The sequence below is a fragment of the Pseudomonas sp. IPO3774 genome, from assembly GCF_013386835.1.
In the GTDB taxonomy this organism is placed as follows: Bacteria; Pseudomonadota; Gammaproteobacteria; order Pseudomonadales; family Pseudomonadaceae; genus Aquipseudomonas.
This window is the reverse complement of the sequence record NZ_JACAQY010000034.1, coordinates 273,099-297,389: the sequence shown is the minus strand read 5'-3', so window position 1 is coordinate 297,389 and position 24,291 is coordinate 273,099. Positions and strand designations below refer to the sequence as shown.

Below are 24,291 nucleotides of genomic sequence, written 5' to 3'. Positions count from 1 at the left end.
GTAGAGAAAGGTATGACTTGAGCCGATGCAAAAAAACCTCGGCAAGCAGATCTTTCCGGCATCAATGACTGACGTTTCAAGGCGGCCCCATGGCGGGGCCGCCGTTGTTTTCAGGAGGCGGGTTTCTCGCCGTACCAACGTGGCGTGTAGACCCACTCGCCACCACCTGCCCGCGCAAAGACGCAGGTGGTGGACGAACCGATCAGCACCATGGTGCGCATGTCCACCTGCTCCGGCGTCAGTTGCCCCAGGGTGGTGACTCGCAGGGTCTGGCCCGGGCGACCGATGTCACGGCCCAAGACCACCGGTGTTTCAGGCGTGCGGTGCTGCGCGACGATTTCCAGGGCGCGTCCCAACTGCCAGGGCCGCGCACGGGAGATCGGGTTATAGAACGCCAGCGCCAGGTCGGCCTGGGACGCCAGGTCCAGGCGCTTCTCGATGATCGACCAGGGTTTGAGGTTGTCCGACAGTGACATCACACAGAAGTCATGCCCCAGCGGTGCACCTGCCTGGGCCGCCGTGGCGAGGGATGCCGACACGCCCGGCAAAATCTCCAGGTCGACCTGATGCCAGGCCGGGTCGCCGGACTCGTGCAAGGCTTCGATCACCGCAGCGGCCATGGCAAATACACCGGGGTCACCCGAAGACACCACCACCACCGAACGCCCCTGCGCCGCCAGCTCAAAGGCATGACGCGCGCGCTGCATCTCTTCGCGATTGTCGGTGCAATGCTGGATCTGGTCCGCGCGGAACGGCCCGGCCATGCGCACATAGGTTTCGTAACCCAGCACGTCGGTACAGCGGGCCAGCTCGGCTTTTACTGCCGGTACCATCAGTTCGGCAGCGCCGGGGCCCAGACCGATCACCGCGAGGCGGCCACGGGGACGACCGATCAGGGACAGGTCCAGAGGGGCCTCGGCCACCGTGATCGCGATGTCCGCCTGAGGCGCCAGATCGGCGAAGCGCAATGGCACGCCCAGCTCCAACGCCGCTTCGTGCAATGACGAATCGGCCATCTCCGTTTCAGCCGCCAGCAGGCAAGCCAGGGACTGCACGGCGAGCCCGGCATCCTGCAACGCCGCACGAATTCGCCCGGCCAGTTGCGGCCCCGGCTGGCAGGTAACCAACACCGTCTTCGGATAAATCAGCAACTCATTGGCCGCAGGTGTGCGCTCGGCACTGCCGACGTGAATCGCCAGGCGCGCCTGTTGATCCTGGGGCAAGTTGGCCTGATCCAGCCACGGCGCCGCGCCTTCAATGCGTACTGATTCGCCAGCCAGCAAATCCGAGACAAAGCGTTTGCCCAGTTCCAGATCCCCCAGCTGATAACCATGGGGCGGGTTAAGCAGGCAGGTACCAAAACGCAGCTCGCCACTGGTGGTGATCGCGGCGGCAACGTCCAGGGCAGCGGCGATTTCCCGCGCCATCACGTTTACACCACCGAGGCCACCGAGCAACGGCACCACCGCGCTGCCGTCTTCGGCGACGGCCAGCACAGCTGGCTCGATGCCCTTCTCCAGCAACAGCGGCGCCAGGGTGCGGATCACAATCCCGGCGGCGCACAGGGCGATGATCGGCGTGCCCTGTTGATACAACTGGCGCACGCTGGCGCCGAATTCGTTATAGGCCTGATCTGCGCCCTCGACCCGCCCGGCCAGGCCGTGGATCAGTGCGTCGGGATACACCTGCTGGATAGCGCGGGCCGTGGCGAGGCTGCCCTGCCCCAGGATGACAATCGCGGGAGCCGTCATCAGCCTTGCCACCTTTCACCAGGAACGATGATCAACGAGAAATACGGCGAGGACGTCGGATCGACCTGATCCAGGGCGACGATTTTCTGATTGGCCATGGTCGCGCGCTCGACGTACAACGCCCGGCTCGCCAATCCCAATTCTTCCAGTACCTGACGCACCTTGGTGAAGTTGCGCCCCAGCTTCATGATCACCGCCGCGTCGGCATCCGCCAGGCGACGCTTGAGTTCGTCATGGGGCAGCACGCCGGAAAGCACCGACAGGCTCTGGTTGCGGTACACCAACGGTGCGCCCAGTACAGAGGCGCCACCGAGCATCGAGCACACACCCGGGATCACCTGGGCTTCGTAGCGCTCGGCCAGGCGGTCGTGCAAATACATGTAGGAGCCGTAGAAGAACGGGTCGCCTTCACAGATCACCGCCACATCGCGCCCCGCGTCCAGGTGTGCCGCAACGTCGACACTGGCGGTGTCGTAGAAATCGCTGATCACTTGCTCGTAGGACAGCGGCGCCGGCAACACTTCAGTGGTCACCGGGTACACCAGCGGCATCAGGGTTTGCTGGGGCACCAAATGGTCTTCGATGATGCCGAAAGCGTTGCCCTTCTTGCCCTTGGCCACGAAGTACGCCACCACCGGCGATTCGCGCAGCAGGCGCAGGGCTTTGAGGGTAATCAGTTCCGGATCGCCGGGGCCTACGCCCAGGCCGATCAAACGTCCGCGTGCCGGCATCATTCGACCTCCGTGGCCAAGGCGTTGACCGCGGCGGCGGCCATCGCACTGCCGCCCAGGCGGCCCTGCATGATCACAAACGGTACGCCGCGGCTGTCTGCCGCCAGCATCGCCTTGGATTCGGCGGCGCCGACAAAGCCCACCGGGAACCCGAGGATCAGTGCAGGTTTTGGCGCGCCGGCGTCGAGCATTTCCAGCAGGTAAAACAGCGCTGTCGGCGCATTGCCGATCACCACCACACTGCCTTCCAGGTGCGGGCGCCACAGCTCCAGGGCGGCGGCGGAACGGGTGTTGCCCAACTCGCGGGCCAACTCCGGCACGCTGTCGTCGCGCAGGGTGCAGATCACCTGATTGTTGGCCGGCAGGCGCGTACGGGTCACGCCTTCGGAGACCATCCGCGCATCACACAGGATCGGCGCGCCAGCGGCCAGGGCTTCGCGCCCGGCCTTGCCGGCACCTTCGGAAAATTGCAGGCCGTCGATGGCGTCGACCATGCCGCAGGCATGAATCACCCGCACCGCGAGTTTTTCCAGGTCGGCAGGGATGCGATCAAGCCGGGCTTCTGCGCGAATGATCGCGAAGGAGTTGCGATAGATCTCCTGACCGTCGCGGATGTAATCAATCATCGGTGTTGCTCCGTGGGTGAGCGCGCAACAAGGCGCCCGCCGCTTCAATAGAAAGAGTGCGCGCGTGCAGGCGGCCGAAACCGGGCAGGCCTGCGTCGCGAAAATAGAGGTCGTAGTGGCCGGGGCTTACCGCCAGCAGGGTGACCGGCGCGGTGTGTGCGGCCGCGCAGGAACGCGGGCAGCCGGACAGGTGCACGCTGTGGCCGGGCGCAAGCGCGGCCAGTTGCACGGCGTCGGCCTTGGTGTCGGACAGGCCTTTGGCGCAACCGCCGGCGCCGGTGCAGGCGATCATCCGTGCGAGGGGTTGGTCCACCGAACACAAAAAGCCAAGCTGTTCGAGGCGTTCGGTGACAGCCGCCGCATCCTGGATATTGGGCAGCAGCAGGCCTTGCCATGGCGTGACACGCAAGGTGGCGTCGCCATGGTCGACGGCCAGTTGCGCAGCGCCCCTGAGCATCGCCGAATCCAGGCGGCCCAAGGGTGCGACGGCGGCGACGTAGACCTGGTTTTTTTGGCGCTGTGGATAACTTCCCAGGTGCAGCGGCGCGGGGTTGGAGTGCCTTGAAAAGCCATCAACCGGCTGCAATGGCATATTCAGCTGCCGCAAAAAGTTATCCACAGCGGTTTCAGCCAGCAGGTGGCGCATGCGGGTTTGATCAGGCCGGGCCAGCTCAAGGAACCGCTCCAGCACCGCCACCACCAGTGCATGCCCTTGTGCCAAAGGTACCGCCGCCAAGGGCGCATCCCGCGCCGGGCAGCCTGCCAGGCCGAATGCCAACAGCGTGTTGCCATTGGCATCGAAGGCTGATAGCCACAGGTCGTGATGATGCTCGAGCATCGCCAGGGCTTCACCGCCGTCCAGTTGCACGGCGAACTTGGCCGACAGCTCATGGAAACGCGGGTGGGTTTCCAGGGTGGTGAGGATCTGGTCGGCCAACGGTCGGGTATCGAACAGCATCTCGCGGTCAATGCCGGCACTGGGGCTCAGCATCAGGTTGCGCACATCATCACCGGCGGCACGCTTGGGGCCCAGGTCGGCGGCCAGCAAGGCGGCGATCAACGCATCCTGTTCGGCGCCAATCCCGCGAATCTGCAGGTTGGCGCGGTTGGTCGCCTCGATCACCCCACCGGCATGGGCCTGGGCGGCGTCGGCCACGGCAAACGCCTGCTCGGCGCGGATCGAACCGCCCGCCAGTTTGATGCGGCAAATCCCGCCATCCAACGCCTGGACAATACGCAGCAACCCCGGACAGGCCGAGGGGCGCAAGGTATTGGACGGTGGTATTGGTTTCACGGGGCTACCGGTTCACGGGTAAAGGCGCGGTATTATGCCTGCTTTGTCCGGCGGCATGAAAAGCCTGCCCGTCGGATGTCGTTCAAGGAATTCATATGTCGCCCTGGCTGACGGTAGTAGGCATCGGTGAAGACGGCTTCAAGGGCCTGGGCAGAAACGCCCGGCACGCCCTGTTGCGCGCCTCGCGCATTATTGGCGGGCAACGCCAGCTGGACTTGTTGCCGGTGTGCATCCGTGGCGAACGCCAGGTGTGGCCCAGCCCGTTCTCCCTGGAGCCGGTGCTGGCCAGGCGTGGTGAAGCGGTGTGCGTGCTGGCCAGCGGCGACCCGATGTTCTATGGCGTAGGCGCGAGCCTGGCGCGGCAGGTGCCCGCAAATGAGCTGCTGATCCTGCCGGCGCCCTCTTCCGTGTCCCTGGCGGCGGCGCGTCTGGGCTGGCCGTTGCAAGAGGTTGTGACGCTGTCGGTGGTTGCCCGGCCGATGGCGGCGCTGAATGCGCATCTGGCCAGCGGCGTGCGTTTGCTGGTGCTGAGCAATGACGGCCAGAGCCCGGCGGCGATTGCCACACAATTGGCCGAGCGCGGGTTTGGCGCAAGTCGCCTGAGTGTGTTTGAACACCTCGGCGGGCCGGATGAGCGGCGCATCGACGGCATCGCCCGGGATTGGCCTGGCGAACCGATTGCCGCGTTGAATCTGCTGGCCATCGACTGCGTGGCCGACGCCAACACAGCGCGCCTGTCACGCCTGGCAGGGCTGCCGGACTCGGCCTTCAGGCACGACGGCCAACTGACCAAGCGCGACGTGCGCGCCATGACCCTCGCCCGCCTCGCGCCGATGCCCGGTGAACTGCTGTGGGACGTGGGCGCGGGCAGCGGCTCCATCGGGATCGAATGGATGCGCGCCCACCCCAGCTGCCGCGCCCTGGCCATCGAGGCCGATGAAGGCCGGCAACTGTTGATCGAACATAACCGTGATGCCCTTGGCGTACCCGGCCTGCAACTGATTCGCGGCACCGCGCCCCACGCCCTGAACGAGCTGGAAGCGCCCGACGCCATCTTCATCGGCGGCGGCGTCACCCGCGACGGCGTGCTCGACACTTGCTGGCAACACCTGCGCCCGGGCGGCCGGCTGGTGGCCAACGCCGTGACCCTGCAAAGTGAAATGACCCTGATGGCCTGGCGCGAACAACACGGCGGCGAGCTGACCCGCATTCATGTGGCCCAGGCCCAGCCACTGGGGGGCTTTGATACCTGGCGCCAGGCGCTGCCGATCACCCTGCTGGAAGTGATCAAGCCGCTATGAAACGCATCCTGCTGTTGGGCGGCGTGACGGAAGCCCTGGCCATCGCCCGCACACTGGGGCCCGAGCATATCTACAGCCTGGCGGGTGTTGGCCGCGTTCCCACCGACCTTACGTGCCAGGTGCGCGTCGGTGGCTATGGCGGCGCGGAAGGTTTGGCGCAGTTCATTCGCGATGAAGGTATCGAGCTGGTGCTGGACGCGACCCATCCGTATGCCGCACAGATCAGCGCCAACGCCGCCCATGCCGCAGGTTTATGCGGCATTCCCTGCTGGGCCCTGCGCCGCCCGGCGTGGCAGCCACAGGCGGATGATGACTGGCGCGAAGTCGGTGACTGGGCGGAGTTGATTGAAGCTCTGAAACCCTTCAAGCGACCACTGTTCACGCTGGGCCGTGAACCGTTGCAACACCTCGACGAAATCCCCGCCGAGCAGTTCTGGACACTGCGCGCACTGGATGTGTACCCCGGCAATGAGCGCTGCGAAGTGATTGGCGCCCGTGGGCCGTTTTTGATCGAGGATGAACGGGCGCTGTTTGAGCGGCGGCAGATTGATGTGCTGATCAGCAAGAACAGCGGCAGCACGGCTACCGAGCCGAAGCTGGAAGTGGCACGGGAGCGGGGGGTGCCGGTGTTGGTGTTGAGGCGGCCGGTGTTGGCGCAGGTGGATAGGGCATTCACGACAGTCAACTCGGTACTGGAAGCATTCCAGTCTGTATGACGCAACACGAAACAAAGGTGGGAGCTGGCTTGCCTGCGATGCAAACGACACGGTCATTCAGATACACCGCGGCGATGCTATCGCAGGCAAGCCAGCTCCCACACTAACCTGCGTCGCGCTGTTAGCTCCGCGCGGCAGCCGTCTGTCCGGCTGCATCGTGCACCCGATCAGCCAGTAACTCCGCCAGCTCGATCAACTGAGCGACGCCCAACAACTCCTCTCGCTTCGATCCTTCCAGGCTAAACGCCAAGTCGCAACTCAGCGCGTTGGCCGAGGCGAGTGTTTCAATGAGGTTGACCAACAGGTCTTCGGTGCTGATTCCGTCGGCTACGGTGAACAGCCGAAAAGGGGGATTGGGGGTAGGTTTAATCATTGTGAAGCTCCGGAGAAGTACAAAGGAGCTACCACTGATCGCCGCGATGCGATGGGGGTGGTAGCTGAACGCGGGTTCGCGGACCGGCTCTCCAGAACACCGGCATACCCGAAGGTATCCCGCGCACAGCCACCATAGCGCCGCACAGTAGACGATAAAAAAGCGCCAACTGAAAGGACACGATGACGCTTTTGCGTCTGAAGAAATCCGGGCCGCGACGCCCGACCACTGAGTTTGCAGTGGTGTTCGGAGACTAGAGATTGAGTTTCCTAGAGACAACCGCCAATCACTGTCGGAAATTTCTGTGGAGGGCCTCCACATTCGAATCGAACACAATCCAAACTGTGGGAGCTGGCTTGCCTGCGATAGCATCACCTCGTTCCAGCAGGAAGACCGAGTCGCCTGTATCGCAAGGTGCAATGACCTCGTAGGAAAGCGCCTCAATCATCGACATCCTTTTGACAACCTCGCTTTAAAAACTGATTCGCCTTACACCCCCCTCCGAACCAGCCGGCTGGTTCAGCCAAAAGCCCTCGCCCTAAGCTCCCCTCCCGCAGTTTTGCACCAGAGTCTGCGATGGGGATGCACTGCTTTTGCGGAGCATCGTGACTTGTCATTCTGTATCCCAAGGAATACGATCCAAGATGATTCACTTCAAGAAATCCAAGCATTTCCTGGAGTGGCTTGATTCGTTAAACAATAAACCGGCCCGTGCACGCGTACTGGCAAGGTTGAATAACGCACAATCAGGCAACTTCGGAGACTGTGAGACAGTAGGAAATGGCGTTTCGGAAATGCGCATCCACTACGGTCCTGGATACCGGGTTTATTTCACTCGTAGAGAGGAGGTGGTTTACCTGTTGTTGATAGGCGGCGATAAATCAACGCAGAAACGCGATATCCAGCGCGCTAAGCAAATTGCAGCAGACTTTGAAAAAAAAGGAGTAAGCCATGACTGAATTTACAGACTTCGACATAGCGGAACACCTCAAGACTCCTGAAGATATGGCTGAGTATCTTGAAGCGTGCTTCGAGGAGGATGCCGGTGACGGACTGCTTATTCGTTCAGCCCTCAACAACATCGCCCGCGCCCAAGGCATGACTCAAGTAGCCCGCGACGCAGGCCTCGGACGCGAAAGTTTATATAAAGCCCTCTCCAGCACTGGCAATCCCGAGTTCGCGACTATCATGAAGGTCATGAAAGCGCTCGGCCTGAAGCTGCACGCCACAGCTGGTTGATAGCACTGCGACACCAAACCACACCGCCCCTTTTTACTTATCCTCCCCGATCAGGCTAAATACCCACCTGATCGCTTAACCCTACGGATTGTCCGCCATGGCCCGTCAACGCTTTGCAATTGCCTGGATCGCCTGCTTTGCAGTGCTGTTCAATGCGTTTGCCATGCCGATGGCCGGAGCGATGCAGCGCTCGAACAATTCCCTCGACCAACTGCTGTGGGGCAGTTTCTGCTCCTCCAATGCCAACAAGCTGACGGCCATTGCCCTGGGCAAGCTGGAGATTCCGGCGCCGCAGCAGGACGATCACTCCACCATGCAGCATTGCTGGTGCTGCTCGGGCTCGGCGCCATTAGTGGCGTTGCCGGGGCATTCACCAACACTGTATTTCGCAAGATTCGACGCGGTGCAAGACCTGCCGCCGCCGTCATTGCAATCCCCCACCCCGCGCCAGCAATGGCCGAGCCTTAACCCCCGCGCCTCTCCAACGGTCTGATTTCTTCGCAAGTGAACTGCGTTTAGAACCGTTCTGGAGAACTGCCATGCTCAAATCTTCCCTGCTTCTGGCTGCGTTGTTGCTGCCGGTGTGTGCTGCTGCCAATGCCGAAGACTTCAAGGTCGGCGAACTGGTGGTCAGCGAACCCTGGTCCCAGGAACTGCCGCCCAATGCGCCGACCGTCGCGGCGTATTTCGTGATTCATAACCAGGGCGAGCATGCGGATCGCTTGCTCAGCGTCGACACGCCCGTGGCCGCCAAGGCCGAACTGCATGAGCATGTGATGCAGGGCGATCTGATGAAGATGCAGCAGGTGACCAGCGTCGCGGTGCCGGCCAAAGGTGACCTGGCGTTCGCGCCCATGGCCTACCACGTGATGCTGCTGGACCTGAAGGACCGCAGCGTTTTGCGCGACGGCCAGCATTTCCCGCTGACCCTGAACTTTGAAAAGGCCGGGCCAGTGAAGGTGGAAGTGTCAGTGCAGAAGCAGCCGCCCATGGCCAGCCACGAACACATGCACGCCCAATAGATAAACCTTGATGGGCGCCCCACGCGCCAGGTTGTCCCCGCACCGCCGTAAGCCTGTAGGCCTTATGCGCGGCAGCTGGATCAGCCTGTTCGCCATGCTGATGATCTTTATCGGTCCGCTGATTTCCCAAGCGATGCCGATGGATCATCACGCCGGCATGTCGATGGAAATGTCCATGGACGCGCCGAGCTGCCATGGCGCCGCCAAGCCTGCGACCGATCACCACAAAGCACCCGACGAACACCACGTGCTCTGGGAAAAGTGCGGCTATTGCAGCCTGCTCTTCAGTTGCCCGGCGCTGCCTGGCAGCGTGTCGTTTGTCACCCTCGGCAGCCCGCCGCCCGCCAACGCCCTGACCCCCGCCCCACGCCTGGGCCATGCCCGGCAAACCGTGTTCCCCGGCGCCCGCAGCCGCGCCCCGCCCATCATCGCGTAAGCACTTCACACCGTTACTTCACCCCGGCCGACTTTAGACAGACAGCCGCAGGCTGCTGGCCGTGTTGTTTACGAATGAATGATGGAATTTTTCATGTCCAGGTTTTCTGCTGACACCCGTTTGGGATGTACTCCCGTTTTCGCCGTTCTGTGTGGCGCGCTGCTGGTTCCTCAGGTCCACGCCGACGAGCCTGCCGACCAGAACGAACTGAGCCCGACGGTGATCACCGCCATTGCCCCCAGCTCACCACTGACCGTCGTCACCAACCCGAAAGACCCGCGCCAACCGGTGCCCGCCAGCGATGGCGGCGACTACCTCAAGACCATCCCCGGCTTCGCCCTGGTGCGCAACGGCGGCACCAACGGCGACCCGGTGCTGCGGGGCATGTTCGGTTCGCGCCTGAACATCCTCACCAACGGCAGCATGATGCTCGGCGCCTGCCCCGGCCGGATGGACGCGCCCACCTCCTATATCTCACCGGAAACCTACGACAAGCTCACCGTGATCAAAGGCCCGCAAACCGTGCTCTGGGGCCCGGGCGCTTCAGCCGGCACGGTCCTGTTCGAGCGCGAGCCCGAGCAATTCGGCGAGCTGGGCACGCGGGTCAACGCCAGCATCCTGGCGGGCTCCAACGGGCGTTTCGACAAAGTCGTCGACGCAGCAGCCGGCGGGCCGCTGGGTTATGTGCGGGTGATCGGCAACCAGGCCCACGCCGATGACTACAAGGACGGCAACAACGACACCGTCGCCTCGCGCTACGACAAGTGGAACGGCGACGTGGCCGTGGGCTGGACCCCGGACGCCGACACCCTGCTGGAACTCACCGCCGGCCGTGGCGATGGCGAAGCCCGCTACGCCGGGCGTGGCATGGACGGTTCGCAGTTTTTGCGCGAGAGCCTCGGATTGCGCTTCGAGAAATCGAACATCGGCGAGGTGCTGGATAAGGTCGAAGCGCAGGTCTACTACAACTACGCCGACCACGTGATGGACAACTACACCCTGCGCGTCCCGTCGGGCACCGGGATGATGGCCGGGCCCATGGCGGCCAACGTCGACCGCCGCACCCTCGGCGCCCGTATCAAGGCCACCTGGCGCTGGGCCGATGTGCAGTTGATCAGCGGCATTGATGCGCAAACCAACGAACACCGCGAACGCAGCGCCATGGGCGTCGACACCTACAAGGACCTGCCCCGCAGCAAGGACGCCAACTTCCACAACTACGGGGTGTTCGGCGAACTGACCTGGTATGCCGCCGACCGCGACCGCCTGATCACCGGCGCCCGCGTCGACCGCGCCTCGGCCAAGGATTTCCGGCAAACCATCAGCTCCGGGATGATGAGCAGCCCCAACCCCACCGCCGGTAAAACCCGCGCCGATACGCTGCCGTCGGGCTTTGTGCGCTACGAGCACGATCTGGCGGACAGCCCTGCCACCCTGTACGCAGGGCTTGGGCATTCGGAGCGTTTCCCTGATTACTGGGAGCTGTTTTCTCCCGACACCGGGTCGGTCGGTTCCGTGAATGCCTTCGACGGTGTGAAGCCTGAAAAAACCACCCAGCTGGATTTTGGCCTGCAATACAAATCCGCCGATCTCGACGCCTGGGCCTCGGGCTACGTCGGCCAGGTGCGTGATTTCATCCTGTTCGACTACCAGCCGGGAATGATGGGCACCACCTCCCAGGCGCGCAATGTGGACGCGCGAATCATGGGCGGTGAATTGGGCGCAGCCTACAAGCTGACCGCCAACTGGAAGGCCGATGCCACCTTCGCCTACGCCTGGGGCAAGAACACCAGCGACGGCAAACCGCTGCCGCAGATCCCGCCGCTGGATGCGCGCTTCGGGCTCACCTACATCCAGGACGACTGGAGCGCCGGCGCCTTGTGGCGGGTGGTCGCGGCGCAAAACCGCATCGACCAGAACAAGGGCAACGTGGTGGGCAAGGACTTCGACAAAAGCTCGGGGTTTGGCGTGTTTTCGCTGAACGCGGCGTATCGCATCAACAAGAATTTCAAGGTCAGCACGGGCGTCGACAACCTGTTCGGCAAGGCGTACGCCGAGCACCTGAACCTGGCCGGCAACGCCGGGTTCGGCTACCCGGCCAATGACCCGCAAGCCATCAAGGAACCGGGGCGCACGCTCTGGACCAAGGTGGACATGAGCTTCTAAGCGCATCGCAGGCAAGCCAGCTCCCACAGTTGCAATGCATTCCCCTGTGGGAGCGGGCTTGCCCGCGATGGCGTCCTCGATAACACAAAAAATCCAAGCCTTTGCGGAGCACCCTGATGAACCCACCGAAGATTTCCTTCTACAACCTGGCCTGGCGCTGGCATTTCTACGCCGGGCTGTTTGTCGCGCCGTTCATGGTGCTGCTGGCCCTGACCGGCATCATCTACCTGTTCAAACCCCAACTCGACCCGCTGATGTACGGCAACCTGCTGACCGTGCAAAGCGCCGAACACGCGCTGAGTGCCGACGAGCAACTGCAACGTGCCCAGGCTGCCTATCCACAAGGCAAAATCAGCAAGTACCTGCCACCTGCCGACGCCACCAGCAGCGCGCAATTCGTGATGCACAACGACGGGCGCGAAGTGACTGTATTCGTCGACCCGTATCGCGGCACCGTGCTCGGCGAACAGGACGCCAAGTACAACCTGCAAGCCATCGCCCGTGCGCTGCATGGTGAGTTGATGATCGGCACCGTCGGCGATCGCCTGGTGGAACTGGCCGCCGGCTGGGGTGTGATGCTGGTGATTTCGGGCGTGTATCTGTGGTGGCCGCGAGGCAAGTCGGCGGCGGGCATTCTGTGGCCACGGCTGGGCAGTCGCGGCCGCTTGTTCTGGCGCGATTTGCACGCGGTCGCCGGTTTCTGGGGCGCGGCGTTTCTGCTGGTGATGCTCCTCAGCGGCATGACCTGGACCGGCTTCTGGGGCAAGCAATACGCCGAGCTGTGGAATAAATTCCCGGCGGCCATGTGGAACAACGTGCCGCAGTCCGACCAGCAGGCCCGCAGCCTCAACACCGCGAGCCAACAAACCGTGCCGTGGGCCATGGAAAACACGCCGATGCCGATGTCTGGCGAGCATGCCGAGCACATGAAGCACGCCGGCATGAGCCAGGGCCCGGCAGCCCCGAGTATCCGCCTGCAACAGGTGGTCGACCTCGCCAACTCACGCAAGGTCGAGCCCGGCTACAGCATCACCTTCCCCACCACTGCCGAAGGCGTGTTCACCCTCGCGGTGTTCGCCAACGACCCGCGCAATGACGCCACCCTGCATGTGGACCAATACTCCGGCAAGGTCCTGGCCGATGTGCGCTGGGAGCACTACAACAGCGTGGCGCGGGTTACCGAATCGGGCGTGATGCTGCACGAAGGCAAGATGTTTGGCGTGGTCAATCAGATCATCGTGCTGCTGATTTGCCTGATGATCCTGCTCAGCGCCGTCAGCGGTGTGGTGATCTGGTGGAAGCGTCGGCCACAGGGCAGCCTGGGGGTTCCACCGTTGCGCCATGACCTGCCGAAATGGAAAACCGCGATGGTGATCATGCTCGGGCTGGCGATTGTCTTTCCGCTGGTGGGCGCCTCGCTGATCGTGGTCTGGGCACTGGATCGCCTGGTGCTTTCACGGTGGTTTGGCCAACGTGAATCTGCCTCAGGTTCAGCGTGAAACAGACGAGATGCCCTACCTAGAGGCGTTATGTAGTCTTACGCGGGCTTTCGCCCACGCCGCACAAAGTGTTATGTTGTAACACTTAATGTGTTCTCCCACTCGCCGCGCCCTGCGGCGAGTACCGTCTCGAAGAAGCGATTTATCGTCCGATGAACAAGTACCTTGCGTCCGGCCTGTGCCTGCTCGCCCTGCAAAACACTGCCCAGGCCCTGACGCTTCCCGCCAGTGCCGTCTCAGCCCCCGCCGTCGACGACGAGCGCGTCGACCTGCAAACCCCGACCACCGCAGGTTCACGCCTGAACCTCACGGCCCTGCAAACCCCGGGCAGCGTTGAAAGCCAGACCGGCGAGCAGATTCGCGCCCGGGGCGATGCCACGGTGCAGGACGCGATTTCCCGGGCCACCGGCATCAGCCGCACCGGCACGCCGGGCGACGGTGGTACCTCGTTGTCGGCACGCGGGTTCACCGGCCAGAGCTCGGTGCTGCAGTTGTACGACGGCGCGCGCATGTTCGATGGCGCGGGCACTTCCACCTTCCCGGTGGACACCTGGTCCGTTGAGCGGGTGGACGTACTGCGCGGCCCGGCCTCGGTGATGTACGGCCAGGGCGCCACCGGCGCGGTGATCAACACCATCGCGAAGAAACCCTTCGAGGGCGAGATCGAAAACCATATCCGCCTGGGCTACGGTTCTTATGACCGCCAGCAGCAAGCCCTCGACAGCGGCGGCTCGCTGACCGACACCCTGAGCTATCGCCTGAACATCAACCGCCTGCGCAGCAACGGTTTCATCGACCGCGGCGAGTCCGGCAGCGACTTCGTCAGCGGTGCCCTGCGCTGGCAGGCGGCGGATAACCTGAGCTTCACCCTGGCCTCCGACTACGGCGACCAGACCCCGCAAAACGACTACGGCACACCGCTGATCAACGGCCAGTTGCACAAGGGCCTGCGGGACAAGAACTACAACGTCAGCAACGATATCCAGCACTACAACGACCAGTGGACGCGCCTGACCAGCGAGTGGCAGATCAACGACAACGTCACCGCCACCAATGAACTGTCCTACCTGAAAAACCAGCGGCGCTGGCAGAACGCCGAGAGCTACAACTACGTCGACGGCGGCCTGGTGCGCCAGAGCTACCTGGGCATCAAGCACAACCAGGAACAGGTGGGCGACCGCCAGACCTTCACTTTCAAGCACACGCTGTTCGGCCTCGACAGCCAGACGGTGACGGGGGTGGAGTACAACCGCATTCGCTTTCGCCTGGCCAGCAACTCGCCGTTCGATGACCTGACGAACGCCGGCCAACCGGTGGACATCAACCACCCGGTACCGCAGCCGTTTGAAAGCGCCAGCCCCTTCATTCCGCAGTCCGTCAGCACCACCAAACAGCTGGCTGCGTTCGCCGAAAACCGCCTGCAACTGAACGATAAACTGTCGCTGATCACCGGCGTGCGCCGCGATTACCTGCACATCGACAGTGACTCCCTGGTGGATGGCAGCGACTCCAACAAGACCTTTACCGGCAACAACTGGAAAGCCGGCCTGGTCTACGCGATCACCCCGGACACCTCGGTCTACGGCCAATACGCCACCAGCACTGACGGCGTTGGCAGCCTGATCACCCTGAGCCCGAGCCAGCAGCAGTTCGGCCTGTCCACCGCCAAGCAAACCGAGATCGGCCTCAAGCAGGCGTTCTGGGATTCCCGTGGTGAATGGACCCTGGCGGCCTACCACATCGTCAAAAAGAAACTGTTGGTGAGCGTTCCAGGCACCACCCTCAAGGAACAAGTCGGCCAGCAATCCTCCAACGGCCTGGAAGCCAGCCTCGACCTGCAACTGCCCAATGCCTGGCAACTGCAAGCCAACGCTGCGATCGTGCGGGCGCAGTACGACGACTTCTCCGAAGTGGTCAACGGCCAGTCCGTGTCCCGCGACGGTAACCGCCCCACCGACGTGCCGCGTCGCACCGCCAACCTGTGGCTGAGCAAGGCCATCACTGACGACGTGCGTGCCGGTGCGGGCGTGCGTTATGTAGACTCGCGTTTCGCCAACACCGCCAACACCAGCGAAGTGCCGAGCTACACCGTGGTCGACGCCAGCGTTTCATGGAAAGCCATGCGCAACACGACATTGGGCCTGCAATTGAATAACCTGTTCGACCGCACTTACGCCGTCAGCCAATACAACGACGGCCAGCAATGGATCCTGGGCGAGCCGCGCTCGTTCTTCGTGACGGCGGACTACACCTTCTAACTGAACGCAACACTGTCCAAATGTGGGAGCGGGCTTGCTCGCGAATGCGGTGTGTCAGGCACTGTATCTGTTACTGATCCACCGCTTTCGCGAGCAAGCCCGCTCCCACATTTGTCCTGTGTTGGACCTGAGAGTAAAGATGACCTCACTCAACCTCACCGCCCTCGCCTGGACCCCACCAGGCCACGAGCACTGTCATCACCAGTTCCAACTGCGTGACGCCAGCCTGCACGTGAACGCCGGTGAGTTCGTCGGGCTGATCGGGCCCAACGGCAGCGGCAAGACCAGCCTGCTGCGCTGCGCCTATCGGTTCAGCAAACCGGCTGACGGTGAGGTGCTGCTGGAACACCAGAACGTCTGGAAGCAATCCTCGAAGTGGTGCGCGCAACGCATTGCCGTGGTGCTCCAGGAGTTTCCCGACGCCTTCGGCCTGCGGGTGGATGAAGTGGTCGCCATGGGCCGCACACCGCACAAGGGCCTGTTCGACAGCGATACGCTTGAAGACCAGAACCTGATCCGCCAGGCCCTCGATAACGTCGGCCTGCTGGGCTTTGAAGACCACGCCTTCGCCACCCTCTCGGGCGGAGAAAAACAGCGGGTGATCCTCGCCCGCGCCCTGGCCCAGCAACCGCAACTGCTGATCCTCGACGAACCGACCAACCACCTCGACCCGCGCTACCAACTGCAATTGCTGCAACTGGTCAAGCGCCTGAACATCGGCACCCTGGCCAGCATTCACGACCTGAACCTGGCCGCCGCGTTCTGCGATCGGCTGTACGTGATCAACCACGGGCGCATCGTCGCCAGCGGCACACCTCACGAAGTGCTGACCGCCGAATTGCTGCGCGAAGTGTTCGGCGTTGAAGCATTGATCGACACTCACCCCTTGTCCGGCTACCCCCGAATTACCTGGATAACCCAACCATGATCCTGCGCTCCCTGTTGTCTCTCGCGTTGCTGCTCGGCACTGCTCAAGCGTTCGCCGAAGCGACCCATTACCCGCTGAAAATCCAGAGCTGCAACCGCGAAGTGACCTTCGCCGAGGCACCAAAACACGCGGTCAGCCACGACATCAACATGACCCAGATGATGCTCGCCCTAGGCCTCAAGTCGCACATGGCCGGCTACAGCGGCGTGACCGGCTGGAAGTCGGTCACCCCGGAAATGGCGCAGATTCTCGACGGCCTGCCGGAACTGGCGAGCAAATACCCGTCGGTGGAAACCCTGCTCAATGCCAACGTCGACTTTTTCTTCGCCGGCTGGGACTACGGCATGCGCGTCGGTGGCGACCTCACCCCGCAAACCCTGCAACCGTTGGGCATCAACGTGTATGAGCTGACCGAGTCCTGTGCCTTCGTGATGAAGCGCCCGGCGGCCACCCTGGAAGACACCTATAACGACCTGCGCAACCTGGGCAAGATCTTCGATGTGCAGGACCGCGCGAATGCCTTGATCGCACAGATGCAGGCACAGGTCGCCCAAGTGCAGGAAAACCTGCCGGCCGACAAGCCCCGCGTGTTCCTCTACGACAGCGGCGAAGACCGCGCCATGACCTCCGGCCGCCTGGGCATGCCCCAGGCGCTGATCGACGCCGCCGGCGGGCGCAACATTCTCGATGACGTGGACGCCAGCTGGACCCGGGTCAACTGGGAAACCGTGGTGGAGCGCAACCCGCAGGTCATCGTGATCGTCGACTACAGCGAAATCACCGCCGAGCAAAAAGAGCAGTTCCTGCTGAACAACCCGGCGCTGCAATCGGTGGACGCGATCAAGAACCAGCGCTTTATCGTGATCCCCTACGTGCAGGCCACGCCGGGCATCGACAACGTACTGGCGGTTGAAACCCTGGCCAAGGGGTTTCACGGCGAATGATTACCCGTCGCTATGCCCTGCTGCTGAGTGCCCTTGGCGCGTTGTTGCTGATCTCGTGCGTGGTCTCGCTGGGGTTCGGCTCGGCGCGGGTACCGGTGGACGTGGTGTGGCGGATCCTGCTGCATAAAGCCTTCGGCGTTGGCGAGATGGACTGGAGCGCGGGGCAGGAACATATCGTGTGGCTGATCCGCGTGCCGCGCATGCTGCTCGGCGCGTTGGTAGGCGCCGGGCTGGCGTTGATCGGTGCGGTGTTGCAGGCCGTCACACGCAACCCGCTGGCGGATCCGCACCTGCTGGGCGTGACCTCCGGTGCCACCCTCGGCGCGGTGATCGTGGTGCTGCATGTGGGTGAAGTGATCGGCTTGCTGACCCTGCCCATCGCGGCGTTCATCGGTGCGTTGCTGAGCATGATCGTGGTGCTGGCGGTGGCCAGTCGCAACGGTCGGCTGGAGAGTGACCGCCTGCTGCTGTGCGGGGTGGCGGTGTCGTTCGTGATGATGGCGGTGGCCAATTTGCTGCTGTTCATGGGCGACCATCGCGCGGCCTCGGCGGTGATGTTCTGGATGCTCGGCGGCCTCGGGTTGGCGCGCTGGGAACTGCTGGCCATTCCTTTCGCCACGGTGTTGCTGGGGCTGGTGTTGCTGCTGGGGATGGCTCGCCCGTTGAACGCGCTGATGGCTGGCGAGCAGACCGCCGTGACCCTGGGCCTGAACGCTCGCAATGTGCGGCTCAAGGTGTTCCTGATCGCCTCGCTGATGACCGGCGTGCTGGTGTCCATCAGCGGCTCCATCGGCTTTGTCGGGCTGATGGTGCCGCACATTGCCCGGCGCCTTGTAGGTGCCGAACACCGGCGTTTGCTGCCGGTGTGCGTGCTGTTGGGCAGTGTGTTCCTGGTGTGGGTGGATGTGGCGGCCCGCACAATGATTGCCCCCGAAGACCTGCCCATCGGCGTGGCCACGGCGGCCATTGGCGGGCTGTTTTTTATCGGGCTGATGCGGCGGCGTTAACCCCCCTGGTCGGCCTGCTTGAATGCATGCAACAAGCGCCGCGCCACCTGGCTGCGGGGTTGCCAGAAGCGATCGGTTTCCAGGATGGTCAGCTTGCCCGAGGTCGCCAACTGGCGGATCACCTCGCTGGGCTTGACCTTCACCACACCCGTGTCTTCGTCGATCCAGTCATCGCGCAGCAACTGGCTTTCGTCCGCGTGATAGCTGGGCTCATAGACAATCAACGCGCCGTGCACCGGGGTGAAGTAGTACCGCGCCCCCGCGATCTTGTCCTGGCGCAGCATCTCGATGAACCCGCGAATTTCCTTCTGGGCAATGAAGTTGTGGGCCAGGCCTTCTTCGTAGCGATCCGCCAGATGCTGGCGCTCGGTGTCGAGCTTGAACAACTGCTGGACGCCCATCACCTTGTAGCCCTCCGGGTAGCGGGTCGATGTGCCGGGGTAGCCGAGGTTCATGATGCCTTCGAACAATGCCTTGTAGGCCGGTGTGTCCGGCCGCAGTCCCACGGCCACCGAGGGGCCCGGGTCTGCCACCGGTTGCACGGCGATGAAGGTGTCGCTGTCGCCGTTGCCCAGCACCGCTCCCAGCCGCGCCTGGTGCTCCAGCGGCACAACCTGTTGCCATACCTGGCGCGCGGCATCGTCCGGGTGGGCGCACAACGGGCCCAGGGCCATGCGGGTATCGCGCACTGCCAGTGTCGTGGCCAGGCGCTTTATCCGGGGCAACAAGGCATCCCAGAACGGGCTGCTGTCGAGTACCCGCAGCTCGCCGGACTCCACCAGTTTCAACACATGGCTGTCGATGCTGCCACGACTGTTGAGGTGTTTCAGATACGCCGCCTGCCGGCGGCTGGAATCCCAGTCCGGGTCGATCCTCACCGCCTGATACCGAAACAGTGAGCCGTCGGGACACGACACATACAACGCCAGGAACCGCTCACTCTGTGCCACCCGCAAAAAGCTCAGCGCCGCCAGCACCACGGCCGGAGCCATCAGTTGCGCGTAGCCTTCGGCCTGAGGCAACTCGGGCGCAGCGCGCTGCGGCAGCCTCAGATACAGGCCTTGCAGGCTGTACCCGCTCGGCAACTGCCCGCGCAGGAACGCCCGGTCGAGGGCAAAGCCCAGGTCGTCGCCCTTGACCGGCGCACAGGCGACAAAATGCCCATTGTCGGAGGACTTGAGAATCACGCCAAAGCTCAAGTCGGCGCGCCCCTGGGCGTATTGATGACCATGGCGTGCCGCGTCGTCAGCATGCTTGAACACCGGGCCCAGCTGCCGATCCGCCACGGCATGGACCGCCGCCTGCGGTGCAACGTAGGCCAGGCCGGGCATCCAGCCCGGCAGCACACGCTGGGCAGTGCCCCACAACGGGCCGCCCTCCAGTACTTGCAAAGTCCCCACCCGCGCCAGCTGATTGACCAGCTCGGTGGGGCTCTTGCGGCCGCTGCGCATCTGCTGCTCGACGGCATTGCTGTAAGGGTCGTGCAACGCCAGGCTGTTGGGGGCCAGGGAGGTTTCCAGGTGGCTGAGCAACTGCGTCGCTTCGTTGCGCCGGGCCGAATCCAGCAAGCTGCGCTCGGCGTCCTGGGTACTGAAACCGATGAGTGAGCCGTCGGGCGTCAGCAGGTATTCGTGGGTCCACAGGTGACCCGACTTCAGGGCGGTCTCCAGTACTTTGGTCGAGAACAGGTTTTGATACACCGCGTTTTCTTCAGAGGGTAACCAGAACTCCAGCACCCGGGCGACACGTGACCGGTAGCGCGCGACCATTTTCCAACCAGGGGCCAGCAGCGCCTGGCTGACGTCCAGGCCCGGCAGGATGACGTTCGGGTCGAAGTCTTCACTCAACACCGGCACCGCCAGGGTCGCGACAAACTTGCCGTTGCGCTGCAACACCAGCCCGCCTTGCAGCGTGTCGCGCTGTGTGCCCAGCTGTTGGTGGACGTAACGCACCGCATCGGCCTGGTTGCTGAACAGCGGGCTCAATGGGCGACGCATAAAGTTGGCGAAGGCGGTCCATGGGGCCTGGCTGACATCCAGCTTACCCGCCAACGCCCAGCATTCGCTCGGCACCAAAACGCTCAACCAGCTCAACTTCGCCACTTCGTTGACAAACCCGACCGCCGAGAGCTGCCCGCTGGCCATCAAGGTCTGCACGTCTTCATAGACCCCCGACGGCTGGCGGACCGGGTTGAACAGCGTCGATGCCACCGGCGTTTGTACCTGCAGCAGCGCCTGGTCCAGTGTCGAGATAAACACCGGCAAGCCCGTCAGTGCGCCTGTCTCCCGTTGGCGCTTGGCCTCGACGGTGGCACTGGCCAGATCCCCGGCCGAAATAAAATGCTGCGCCAGCCAGTGTTCGGCGGTGGTCAGCCCCTGTGGCATCCAGTTGCGCCGGTAAACCAAGGCGTGCAGTTGATAACCCGCGGGGTAAATGAACTCGCCTTCGTCATCCACGGCAAACACGGCGCTCAAGGCGAACAGCCCGGCCCTATCCCAGGCGGGTACAAGCTCGGAGCAGACAAAGGCGTCCTGATCGCGATGCTTGAGCATGAAACCGAAACCGGTTTGCGTCGGTGCTTCATGGTCCAGGCGCGTGTGCAGTGCCCGAGCCGCGTCAGCGGCACTGGCGCACACCGCGCCATAGGCAATCTGCTCCGGACGTTCGCGCCGGGGTATCGGCAGGCGTAGCCGCCAGTGTTCGGCGATCAGCCCCGGCGCGCCCCACAACGGGTTGGCCTGCACCACCCGCACGCTGCCGGCCGCCGCCACCTGGCTGATCCACTCCCGCGCCGTCAGCGTGCCGCTGGCCAGGTTGAGGGCCGTTGGGCTGCGATGGGGCAAGGGGTCGAGCGCCTTGAACAGGTTCGCCTGGGCGGCAGAGTCGATCAGGTCATACGCCAGCAAACAATCTTCGGCGCCCGACAGGTAGGCCACGGACACCTGTTGGCGATTGCGGATCAGCGTGTGCACGTCCAGGGCGCTGAACATCTGCGCCTCCAGGCAGGCATCGTCCCGCGACCAGCCCGGGCGCTGCAGGCGCTCGGGTTCCAGCAACGAAACCCCGCGGCTGGAACCGTACACGGCCTTCAGCATGTGACCGGGCGGGAGCAGTGAGCGGCCCTTGACGTCCTGGGGGTAGACAACGCCCAGGGCAAAGCGCCCGGCGTCGCTGGCCGGCAATGGCTCAGTGGCCACGTAGAGACCGTCCGGGCGCTGCAGGATATAGCCGCAGTATTCGCCCTCACGCCAGCTGCCGATTTGCCCGTGGGCGTAGCGTGCCGCGTCTTCTACCTGGAGAAACCCGCGGCTCAGTTGCGGGCGGGGTGCCAGGGCGTAAGGTCGCCAGGTGTCGGCGACCAGCCCCGCCACATCCCACAACGTGCCCGGTTGCAACACCGACAGCGCCCCGGCGGCGGCGACCTTTTGGATCATCTCGTGGGGCGTCACGGTGGCGGCCCGCAGTTCATCCCCCAGCCCGTTGTCCGTCACCCGGCCATCGGGCAGCACCTGGTAGAGCTGGCTTTCCTCGGCCGAGCCGGAAGCGTCATAGGCCAGTTGAGCGCCGTCCGCCGTGCTGAGGTAGAAGGCCAGATTGCTCTCGGGGTGGATGCGCAGCGCGGCAATCCCCTGGGCAAAATCCGTGGTGTCGATAAAGCCCTCGTACAACCAGGGTTCGGCGCCGATGCCGGTGGCGTCCGGTGCGCTGCGGCAGTACCAGCCACGCAGGGCGAAGCCTGGCGGCAGGCTGGCATTGCCAAAAACATTCGCCAACACGAAAAGGGTTTCGCCGGCGGGTATCGGTGCGCAAGGCTCGCTGACCACATACTGCTCTGCACTCGAGTGTTTGAGGATGCAACCGACTCGCCGGCCATCCGCCGTTGCCTGCATACGGTCATGGGCATAACGGGCGGCGGTTGCCAGGTCAGTGAAAACCCAGCTCAGGGGCATATCAATGGGGGCTGCGGCGGCGAAAGGCGTTTCGGGCTCCCAGGTGGCCGGGACCCGGCCCTGAACGTTGTACCAGGTCTCATCCGCCAGCAGCACCGTCAACTCACCGAGTTTTACCAGCTCTTTGATCAGCCCTTCACGCGTGCCGTCAAAACCTTGTACGCGGGCCACACCTTGGCCATCGCGTTCAACTTGTGCCAGGTACTCGCCGAATTCACGCTCGGCCCGAGAGCCGCTGACAGCGTATTTGATCAACGTACCGTTCGTTCCGCTGGTGTAAAGCACCTTGATCTGATCGGAAAAAACCAGCGTCATGTCGATTGCTTGAGTCGACGGTGTACTGATCAGGAACGCCAGCTGTCGCGAGGTTTTTTGAGGATAGTTGGCACGCACCTCGGCCAGGTCGTAGACAGGTCGATTGAACTCGCCAACCATTTGGTGCCCTTCAAGCTCGACCCGCGTCAGAGCGTTGTCGGTGGGCAATGCCCCGCCCCACAACGACAGCCACCTGTCAGGGTCTGACAGCCTGGAGGCCACAAACAGCCCATCGCTGCGCTTGAAGATGTAAGCCTGGAGAAAAGAGCCGTGGGGTGAACCCACCTTGTAATGCAGGTAGCGTGCGACATCATCGGCAGTGACGAAGGCAGGGCTCAGCGACGCATGGACTTTCGCGAAGGCCCTCCATTGCGGTCCTACCACTCCGGCCTTGTCCCATATCCGTCCGGGCTCAACCACCGTCAGCGTGCCCACGGCAGCCACTTGCCGGACAAACTCGGAAGGGCTCAAGGTAGCGTCCTTCAAGCGTCCGTCGAGATCCGCGCCGCGATTGGCGAACAGCTGGGACTGCGCCTGCGAGCCGGTGCAGTGGTACATCAGCAGCGCGCCGTCGTTGGCGCGCAAGTAAAAGTGCAAGCCCAGGTCGTCGGTCCCCGCCATCATCACCACGGCAGCCAACGCAGAAGCCGTGAAGAAGTTTTCCGCCAGCCACGACTCTTTCGCCACGGTCGGTTTCGCTTGCGGTGATAGGGAGCAGTAAATACCGAAGGTCAAAAACTCACTGTCCGCCTTGTGCACTTTTGGCAGTGACAACTTGCCACTGGTCAGCGCAAACGCTGCCTTGAGTTCATCCGACGGAAATTCGGCCACGTACTGGTTCGACGCGCTTTTGTACAGGTAGCCAAAGAGACTCTCCTGCCGTGCAAACCCCAGCGGCGGCAAGACTGATCGCACCGCGTCCTGCCACCGGCGGCTGACTTGGCTGGCGAGAGGCACCAGTGCGTCCTGCCCGATTTGCGACAGGGTTTGATTGAGGGTCCACGGCGCCAGCAGTTGGCCAGGCTTTCCACCCAGCTCGGCGTTGGCAACGATGACCCGCAGGTAGCCGGCCCTGGCCGTCTCATTGATAAAGGCGATGTAGTCGTCGAAATCGGCCGCAGGCTTGGCCGCCATCAACTGGTTCAAGAAGCTGGCCTCAGTCGCAGAGCCGCTGCTTTCATACTGGATGAGCGAGCCATAGAACCCGGACAGGTAGTAACGGGTGCACAGCATGCGCACCTGGATGATGATGCGCAGGATATTGATGGGGAAAAAGCTGCGATCCAGGCGGCGCTGCGCGCCTGTCCAGTGCTGTATCTGCGCGGAGCGTCGGGTGCCATCCTCGCCGCGCGAACTGTACAGGGCGTGAACGCTGTGGCCCTCGTACGCCAGGAAATTCCTGTTGGCATCGACCTTGAGCAGGTCGCTCTGGAAGTCGAATGCAGTGGCGGTGCCGGCCACCGGCACGCTTGGCAGGTACATCCCGTCATCACGCTTGAAAACCAGCCCGCCAAATACCGTCTCGCGCCGGTTGCCGATCTGTTGATGCGCCCAATGGGCGGCATCGTGATCGGTAACGAACGCCGGCCCCAGATGGGGAACCGGCCTGCGCGTGCTCGCCGCTTGATCGTCTTGAATGTGAGTACTGTCCATGTTCATCGTCACTTGAGTGAAGTTAAGAAAACTGGCGCTGCCCCTGGGTTGCCGGGGGCACCAGGCGGGCTTCACTTTCAAG

19 protein-coding genes are annotated in these 24,291 nt (G+C 63.2%); 13 read left to right on the top strand and 6 right to left on the bottom strand.

The window, feature by feature from the left end:
• Nucleotides 1-110: 110 nt before the first annotated feature.
• From cobJ to cobG, 4 genes are read right to left on the bottom strand one after another with little or no spacing between them, the layout of a single operon-like run.
• On the bottom strand, nt 111-1,751 hold the full coding sequence (gene cobJ, locus HYE77_RS19440; RefSeq protein WP_134325665.1) for a precorrin-3B C(17)-methyltransferase: 1,641 nt from the start codon (nt 1,749-1,751) through the stop codon (nt 111-113).
• The gene (locus HYE77_RS19435) at nt 1,751-2,482 is read right to left on the bottom strand and encodes a precorrin-2 C(20)-methyltransferase (protein WP_003217336.1); all 732 of its coding nucleotides are present in this window, start codon (nt 2,480-2,482) and stop codon (nt 1,751-1,753) included. Before HYE77_RS19435 ends, cobJ begins: the two co-directional genes overlap by 1 nt.
• Entirely contained in the window at nt 2,482-3,108 is a 627-nt protein-coding gene (locus tag HYE77_RS19430) for a precorrin-8X methylmutase (RefSeq protein WP_003217338.1), read from the bottom strand. The genes HYE77_RS19435 and HYE77_RS19430 overlap by 1 nt, the downstream gene beginning before the upstream one ends.
• Complete coding sequence (gene cobG, locus HYE77_RS19425; protein WP_023659365.1) at nt 3,101-4,402, bottom strand: precorrin-3B synthase; 1,302 nt, start codon at nt 4,400-4,402, stop codon at nt 3,101-3,103. The genes HYE77_RS19430 and cobG overlap by 8 nt, the downstream gene beginning before the upstream one ends.
• A 95-nt stretch (nt 4,403-4,497) precedes the next feature.
• Here cobG and cbiE point away from each other — a divergent pair, with 95 nt between their 5' ends.
• Both cbiE and HYE77_RS19415 read left to right on the top strand, forming a co-directional pair.
• Nucleotides 4,498-5,703 carry a precorrin-6y C5,15-methyltransferase (decarboxylating) subunit CbiE gene (gene cbiE, locus HYE77_RS19420; RefSeq protein WP_177028631.1) on the top strand — a complete coding sequence of 402 codons (1,206 nt, stop codon included), beginning with the start codon at nt 4,498-4,500 and terminating at the stop codon, nt 5,701-5,703.
• The gene (locus HYE77_RS19415; RefSeq protein WP_177028632.1) at nt 5,700-6,419 is read left to right on the top strand and encodes a cobalt-precorrin-6A reductase; all 720 of its coding nucleotides are present in this window, start codon (nt 5,700-5,702) and stop codon (nt 6,417-6,419) included. The genes cbiE and HYE77_RS19415 overlap by 4 nt, the downstream gene beginning before the upstream one ends.
• A gap of 121 nt (nt 6,420-6,540) precedes the next feature.
• Here the strand turns inward: HYE77_RS19415 and HYE77_RS19410 are convergent, their stop codons facing one another.
• Nucleotides 6,541-6,792: a DUF6124 family protein gene (locus tag HYE77_RS19410; protein ID WP_087693137.1), complete on the bottom strand. Its 252-nt coding sequence runs from the start codon at nt 6,790-6,792 to the stop codon at nt 6,541-6,543.
• Between the two features lie 644 nt (nt 6,793-7,436).
• Between HYE77_RS19410 and HYE77_RS19400 the strand changes: the two genes are divergently transcribed.
• From HYE77_RS19400 to HYE77_RS19350, 11 genes are all read left to right on the top strand, one after another.
• On the top strand, nt 7,437-7,751 hold the full coding sequence (locus tag HYE77_RS19400; protein ID WP_102368006.1) for a type II toxin-antitoxin system RelE/ParE family toxin: 315 nt from the start codon (nt 7,437-7,439) through the stop codon (nt 7,749-7,751).
• Complete coding sequence (locus HYE77_RS19395; protein WP_008439033.1) at nt 7,744-8,031, top strand: addiction module antidote protein; 288 nt, start codon at nt 7,744-7,746, stop codon at nt 8,029-8,031. The genes HYE77_RS19400 and HYE77_RS19395 overlap by 8 nt, the downstream gene beginning before the upstream one ends.
• A gap of 97 nt (nt 8,032-8,128) precedes the next feature.
• Nucleotides 8,129-8,524 (top strand): DUF2946 domain-containing protein, encoded by a 396-nt coding sequence (locus tag HYE77_RS19390; protein ID WP_102368005.1) that lies wholly within the window; start codon nt 8,129-8,131, stop codon nt 8,522-8,524.
• Nucleotides 8,525-8,570: 46 nt separating this feature from the next.
• Nucleotides 8,571-9,053 (top strand): copper chaperone PCu(A)C, encoded by a 483-nt coding sequence (locus HYE77_RS19385; RefSeq protein WP_102606170.1) that lies wholly within the window; start codon nt 8,571-8,573, stop codon nt 9,051-9,053.
• Between the two features lie 64 nt (nt 9,054-9,117).
• The gene (locus HYE77_RS19380) at nt 9,118-9,489 is read left to right on the top strand and encodes a DUF2946 domain-containing protein (RefSeq protein ID WP_003217356.1); all 372 of its coding nucleotides are present in this window, start codon (nt 9,118-9,120) and stop codon (nt 9,487-9,489) included.
• Between the two features lie 93 nt (nt 9,490-9,582).
• Nucleotides 9,583-11,655 (top strand): TonB-dependent copper receptor, encoded by a 2,073-nt coding sequence (locus HYE77_RS19375; RefSeq protein ID WP_177069144.1) that lies wholly within the window; start codon nt 9,583-9,585, stop codon nt 11,653-11,655.
• A 116-nt stretch (nt 11,656-11,771) separates the two neighbouring features.
• Nucleotides 11,772-13,154, top strand: a complete 1,383-nt coding sequence (locus tag HYE77_RS19370; RefSeq protein ID WP_177039721.1) for a PepSY domain-containing protein — start codon at nt 11,772-11,774, stop codon at nt 13,152-13,154.
• Between the two features lie 152 nt (nt 13,155-13,306).
• Entirely contained in the window at nt 13,307-15,412 is a 2,106-nt protein-coding gene (locus HYE77_RS19365) for a TonB-dependent siderophore receptor (protein ID WP_177069143.1), read from the top strand.
• A gap of 139 nt (nt 15,413-15,551) precedes the next feature.
• A complete protein-coding gene (locus HYE77_RS19360) occupies nt 15,552-16,340 on the top strand; it encodes an ABC transporter ATP-binding protein (RefSeq protein WP_003217364.1) in 789 nt (262 codons plus the stop codon).
• Nucleotides 16,337-17,284 (top strand): ABC transporter substrate-binding protein, encoded by a 948-nt coding sequence (locus tag HYE77_RS19355; RefSeq protein ID WP_177022480.1) that lies wholly within the window; start codon nt 16,337-16,339, stop codon nt 17,282-17,284. The genes HYE77_RS19360 and HYE77_RS19355 overlap by 4 nt, the downstream gene beginning before the upstream one ends.
• Entirely contained in the window at nt 17,281-18,291 is a 1,011-nt protein-coding gene (locus HYE77_RS19350; protein WP_102368000.1) for an iron ABC transporter permease, read from the top strand. The genes HYE77_RS19355 and HYE77_RS19350 overlap by 4 nt, the downstream gene beginning before the upstream one ends.
• Here the strand turns inward: HYE77_RS19350 and HYE77_RS19345 are convergent.
• Nucleotides 18,288-24,209, bottom strand: a complete 5,922-nt coding sequence (locus HYE77_RS19345) for a hypothetical protein (RefSeq protein WP_177069142.1) — start codon at nt 24,207-24,209, stop codon at nt 18,288-18,290. The genes HYE77_RS19350 and HYE77_RS19345 overlap by 4 nt on opposite strands.
• Between the last annotated feature and the right edge of the window lie 82 nt (nt 24,210-24,291).